The sequence below is a fragment of the Terriglobales bacterium genome (assembly GCA_035454605.1).
In the GTDB taxonomy this organism is placed as follows: domain Bacteria; phylum Acidobacteriota; class Terriglobia; order Terriglobales; family Acidobacteriaceae; genus DATMAB01.
This window is the reverse complement of record DATIGQ010000219.1, coordinates 1-5,854: the sequence shown is the minus strand read 5'-3', so window position 1 is coordinate 5,854 and position 5,854 is coordinate 1. Positions and strand designations below refer to the sequence as shown.

The following is a 5,854-nucleotide window of genomic DNA, read 5'->3' as shown; positions in this document are numbered from 1 at the left end:
CTAGAGCCGTAGGACCGAGCAGCACGAGCTTGTCGCGGAAGGTGGCGGCCGGCACGCTGCCTTCGATCACGTCCACCATGGAATAGTGAGGATAGGTGCCGTAGGCCCCGGCATAGTTGATGAGCACCGTACTGTCCAGACGGGGTCGAAGGGTGTAGGGGCCGAACTCAATGCGTTCCAGACCGGTATCTGCGATATGGGCGACAAGGTCTTGATCCGGGATCTCCAGGCCCTCGCGCACAACCTGGAAAGCCAGCGAGGGATACCAGTCCAGGTCCTGGTAGCGGATGAGCAGGGGGGCGCGACGCATAGTTCCGTCGGCGTCGGGATCGTTGTTGATGAAGCCGAAAGACCGCGCGGCCTCCGCCAACGGCACAATGTTGGCCTCGACTGCCGAGGCCACCTGGCCGCCGTGCTCCGCCCAAGCCTCGCCCATGTTGAAGGCGACGCCGGTCTTGAGCGGGTGCACGTTGGGAAACGCCTCACCCCATGCCACGTTGAAGTAGGCCTCGGCGGCTTCGGGCGAGACGGCTTCGGCGCGCTCCGGGCCCAGGAACACGTGCCCCAGGATGACGTTGCCGGCGCGCTGCATGCTTTCCGCCAGCAGACGGTCGTTGTCACTCGAGGTGCGAAGCGCGGCGATCTTCTGGCGCACCGGTGGCGGCGCGTTGCTGCCGACCTCAGTTTCGAGACGCGTCAGAGCTTCGACAGCGGAGTTCTTTTCCGGGGTGGGGAAAGCCACGTCAAAGGCCACCAGCCGGGCGCCATCCTGGTGCAGGCGGTCGATGAGGCGGGCGTAGGCGCTGCGCGCGATGGGGTAGGCGCCGATGCGCTGCAGCGTTTTCTCATCGATATCCACGATGACGATACGCGGGTCAGGCGGGCGCGGGGCGCGCAGGTTGAAGCGCGCGTCCAGCGAACGCAATTCGATGTGCTGCACGAAGGCGAAGCCGGGACGCGGATCGCCGCTGACGTTGGCAAACGTAAAGACCAGCAGGCCGGCCAGGGTCACGGCCAGCGAGATGGCCAGGCTCACGTGCCGGGCGGGCAGAGCGGCCAGACGGGCGACGAGTTGGCGCAGCAGGTTCACGCGCGGTGATGGGAGTTTTTATCACGGGAGGGGAGGAAGGCGGCAGGATTTCCCGCAGGCCTCATCCCGAAGTAGAGATTCCTCGCTTCGCTCGGAATGACAAAGCTACCGGAATCTACTGCGGTGGGTTCTTGATTTCTTCCAGGAAACGGTCGCCGCGGTCATGCTCGGCGCGCTTTAGGCCCTTGCGCAAGACTTCGGCGGCGTCGAGAGCGATGGGAAAACCGGCCAGCTCCTGGGCGGTGAGCCAGCGGGCTTCGGCGGCGTCGCCTCCGGCCTTCAGTTCGCCTGAGACGGCACGGCAAAGGAAGTCGAGAAGGACGAAGTGGTACTGCACTTTGCCTTCGGCATCGAGCGTGATGCGGTCGAAGACCTCGAGCAATTCGCCCACCTGCACCGTGAGCCCGGTCTCCTCCCTGGCTTCGCGGACGACGGCGGCTTGCAGAGTTTCGCCGGCTTCGATCAGGCCGCCGGGGATGGACCAATGGCCTTTGAGCGGTTCACCGGCGCGGCGCACTACGACCACGCGGGCTGCATCCACGATGACCGCACCCACACCGACCAGGGGACGCTGCGGGTAGGCGCGATTCATGCAGGCAGGTGGCTTGGGTGGGGGCTCAAGTGCGCCCACCGGAGGGGGCCTGGACCATCTCTTTCAGGCCGGCGGGACGCTGCTCTTCCGGCGGCCGGCGATTGGGCATCAGGATGCGAAAAACGCCCAGCAGGGCGGCATAGCCGCAGAGGACACCCAGGGCCAGCGCCCACAGGATGGTAAGAAACACCGTGCCTGAAACCAACAGAGTGCGCATGTTCTAGTTGCCAGTACCCCGTTGCCAGTTGCCAGCGGGCCCCTTTGCAGCTTTAGACCCCGAACGAACCCGGAAGGTTGCCGCCATCATTTCTTCTTCTCCGCGTTCCAGATGGAGCGCGAAATGGCGCGTCCGCAGAAGGGACAGAAGTTCATAGGATACACGTTCGGCCGCGAATCGGCGGAGCGAACCGCGTAGTCGGAATCCACCTCGTTCAGCAGCCTTCCCTCCATGCGGGAGCGCGGGGCGTTGACGATGGCTTCGCCATCCACGGCGTCCTGCAGCATCTGGCAGCAATGTTCCATGCATGCGAGTACCGAGTACCCAGTACCCAGTGAAAACCATCCAGCGCTCGGGGGAACGTCCAGCACTACTCTACCCGCGTTGACCGGCCGTGGTGTTAACAAATAAGATACACGCGTAGCGTTGTGCGCGGCGCTTTCTGAAGCTGCCTGTACGGCGCCGGTTTTGTTCATGCCTATCCGGGAGATCACGGTCCGCGGCGCGCGGCAGCACAACCTCAAGAACATCAACGTCACCATCCCCCGGGGCACGCTGACCGTCATTACCGGGCTGAGCGGGTCGGGGAAGTCCTCGCTGGCCTTCGACACCATCTACGCCGAGGGGCAGCGGCGCTATGTGGAGACGCTTTCCGCCTACGCCCGGCAATTCCTGGACCAGATGGAGCGGCCGGACGTGGACGCCATCGACGGCCTTTCGCCCGCCATCTCCATCGAGCAGAAGACCACCAGCCGCAGCCCGCGGTCCACGGTGGGCACCATCACCGAGATTTACGACTACCTGCGGCTGGTGTACTCGTCGGTGGGCGCGCCGCACTGTCCGCGCTGCGGGCGGGCCATCTCGCGCCAGTCGGCGGAGCAGATCGTCGAGCGAGTGATGGCGCTCAAGCCGGAAGAGCGGGTGATGATCCTGGCTCCGCTGGTGCGCGGCCGCAAGGGCGAGTTCAAGAAAGAGCTGGAAAAGCTGGCGCAGGCGGGGTTCACGCGGGCCCGCATCGACGGCGAGTTGCGCAGCCTGGACGAGGAGATTCGCCTGGACAAGCGGCGCAATCACACCATCGAGGTGGTAGTGGACCGGCTGCTGGTGAAGGCGGGGATCGAGCGGCGCCTGGAGAACGCGGTGGCCATCGCCATGAAGCTGGCGGACGGCCTGGTGCAGGTGGCGGTGGTGGACGGCGAAGAGCATCTCTACTCCGCGAAGATGGCGTGCACGGTGTGCGGCATCAGCGTGCCCACGCTGGAGCCGCGGCTGTTCAGCTTCAACAGCAAATACGGCGCTTGCCCGGAGTGCGACGGCCTGGGCAGCCGCTACGACTTCGACCCGGCGCGCATCATCGTGGACTGGTCGAAGCCCTTGTTCGAGGGAGGGCTGGGACCCGGCTCCGGTTCCGCCAACCTGCAACGCATGGTAGGGCTGGCGGCCGCGGCCTACGAATTCGACCTGAAAACGCCCTTCGAAAAACTTCCCGCCAGGACGCAAAACCTCATCCTCTACGGGCCGGGCGACAAGGAGCCCAAGCGCGTGGGCTTCCGCGGCGTGCTGGCCTTCCTGCGGCAGAACCTGGAGGACTCCAGTTCGGAGAGCTATCGGGAATGGCTGCTGCAGTACATGTCGGCATCGAAGTGCCCGGCCTGCGGCGGCAAGCGCCTGCGGCCCGAGAGCCTGGCGGTGCGGGTGAGCGGGATGTCCATCGCCGAGTTCACTTCACTGCCGGTCTCGCGCGCCATCGAGGCAGCACGCAAGGTGCGGCTGAACCAGCGCGAAACGCTCATCGCCGGGCGGGTATTGCGCGAGGTGGTGGAGCGTCTGGAGTTCCTGAACGCCGTGGGCCTGGGATACATCTCGCTGGACCGCTCCGCGGCCACGCTTTCCGGCGGGGAAGGACAGCGGGTGCGCCTGGCCACGCAGATCGGGTCGCGGTTGCGCGGCGTGCTCTACGTGCTGGATGAGCCCTCGATCGGCCTGCATGCCCGCGACAACGACCGCCTGCTCAAGACGCTGGAGTCGCTGCGTGACCTGGGCAACACGGTCCTGGTGGTGGAGCACGACGAGGAGACCATCCGGCGCGCGAACTACGTCGTTGACCTGGGCCCGGGCGCCGGACGCCACGGCGGCGAACTGGTGGTGGCCGGGACGCCGGAGGAGATCATGCGAGCTCCGGGGTCGCTCACCGGCCGCTACATCGCCGGCGACCTTACTATCCCGGTTCCGGCGGAGCGCAAGGCGGTGAACGGCAAGGCGCTCAGCGTGCTGGGCGCGCGCGAGAACAACCTTAAGAACCTGGACGTCAGCTTCCCGCTGAACGTCATGACCGTGGTCACCGGGGTCTCCGGCTCGGGCAAATCGACGCTGGTGAACGACATCCTTTATCTGGCGCTGGCCCGCAAGCTCTACCGCTCGCGCGAAGAGGCGGGTGCACACAAAGGGCTGGCGGGCGTGGAGCACATCGACAAGGTCATTCGCATCGACCAGTCGCCCATCGGGCGGACGCCACGCTCCAACCCGGCGACCTACACGGGCGTGTTCACCCACATTCGTGACCTGTATGCGCTGTTGCCGGAATCGCGGGAGCGCGGCTACAAGGCCGGCCGTTTCTCCTTCAATGTGACCGGCGGACGCTGCGAAGCCTGCCAGGGTGAGGGCCAGCGCCGCATCGAGATGCACTTTCTGCCCGACGTGTACGTGCAGTGCGAGGTCTGTGCCGGGCGGCGCTATAGCCATGAGACGCTGGCCGTGAAGTACAAGGGCTCTTCCATCGCCGACCTGCTGGAGACGCCGGTAGGCGACGTCCTTCCCTTGCTGGAGAACATTCCGCAGATACGCCAGAAGCTCCAAACGCTGGTGGATGTGGGGCTGGGCTACATTCAATTGGGGCAATCGGCGGTGACGCTTTCCGGCGGCGAAGCCCAGCGCATCAAGCTGGCGCGCGAGCTGAGCAAACGCCAGACCGGGCGCACGCTCTATCTTCTGGACGAGCCTACGACCGGGCTGCATTTCGACGACGTGAGCAAGTTGCTGAATGTGCTGCGGCGGCTGGTGGACCTGGGCAACACGGTGATTATCATCGAGCACCACATGGACGTCATCCGGGCGGCGGACTGGGTGATCGACCTGGGCCCGGAGGGCGGCGAGGAGGGCGGCCGCATTGTGGCGCAAGGGACTCCCGAGCAGGTGGCGCGGGTGAAGAAGTCACACACCGGGCAGGCGCTGGCACAGAGCAACCGGCAAGCCAGCGAAGGCCGCGTAGCTATTGATCGACGGTGAAGATCACGTGCCTGCCTTCTTTGGCAGCCTTTGAGTAGAACTCTCTTACCTCCTCAAAGTAGGCCCAGGTATATTCAAAGTCGTCTTCGTTAAAGGGTACCAACGGGACTCCGTAATCTTCGGGATCGATTCGGAAGTATTTCTCGCGGAACCAATCCTTGGAAATCGGCTGAAGTGCAAGAGCCACATCACGAACTTCGTTGGGTGCGAGAAACGAGACTATGTATTCGCTACCCTTGTGTAGTTGCCGGCCATTCAAAACGCAATGGTCGAGGGGATACAAGCCTTGATTCCGACGGAGCGTGCCGTCCGTGAGACAGCGATGCATGGCATCCCAGGCCTTGTCTGTCTCCTGAAGATGCCCTTCGTCCCATGCCTGCTCAATCTCTTCCTGGACGATCGTGAGGACTGCCGCATCGCTCGTGGCTGTGATCAAACGCTGAGCATCATCACTCGTGATAGCGAAGAATACCCCTCGACAAGCCATCTTTCTGCTCCTTTCGGAACATGCCTTTGGCTTGGGATCGAATAGATTGTATTGCAGCAACTGTTAGAGCAAAGCCCTGGCTTCGTGTACATTCGAGAAGCGGCCTAGGCCGAACGAAAAAGCGTGGTTTCCTACCCCGATCCCCATCCGCAAGTTCCGGGCGCAGCCGAGCCCGCCTCGCCG

The 5,854-nt window shown here is 64.2% G+C and carries 6 protein-coding genes; 1 reads left to right on the top strand and 5 read right to left on the bottom strand.

The window, feature by feature from the left end:
• From VLE48_15315 to VLE48_15300, 4 genes are all read right to left on the bottom strand, one after another.
• The coding region (locus VLE48_15315; protein ID HSA94381.1) for a CHASE2 domain-containing protein at positions 1-1,090 on the bottom strand (1,090 nt) is incomplete at its 3' end.
• Positions 1,091-1,205: 115 nt separating this feature from the next.
• On the bottom strand, positions 1,206-1,682 hold the full coding sequence (locus VLE48_15310) for an NUDIX hydrolase (GenBank protein HSA94380.1): 477 nt from the start codon (positions 1,680-1,682) through the stop codon (positions 1,206-1,208).
• 25 nt (positions 1,683-1,707) lie between these two features.
• Positions 1,708-1,899, bottom strand: a complete 192-nt coding sequence (locus tag VLE48_15305) for a hypothetical protein (protein HSA94379.1) — start codon at positions 1,897-1,899, stop codon at positions 1,708-1,710.
• A gap of 86 nt (positions 1,900-1,985) precedes the next feature.
• Positions 1,986-2,204, bottom strand: coding sequence for a hypothetical protein (locus VLE48_15300; protein HSA94378.1), 219 nt, complete (start codon positions 2,202-2,204; stop codon positions 1,986-1,988).
• 169 nt (positions 2,205-2,373) lie between these two features.
• Between VLE48_15300 and uvrA the strand changes: the two genes are divergently transcribed.
• Entirely contained in the window at positions 2,374-5,184 is a 2,811-nt protein-coding gene (gene uvrA / locus VLE48_15295; protein HSA94377.1) for an excinuclease ABC subunit UvrA, read from the top strand.
• Here the strand turns inward: uvrA and VLE48_15290 are convergent.
• The gene (locus tag VLE48_15290) at positions 5,168-5,671 is read right to left on the bottom strand and encodes a YfbM family protein (protein HSA94376.1); all 504 of its coding nucleotides are present in this window, start codon (positions 5,669-5,671) and stop codon (positions 5,168-5,170) included. The two genes, uvrA and VLE48_15290, sit on opposite strands and share 17 nt — an antisense overlap.
• Positions 5,672-5,854 lie beyond the last annotated feature (183 nt).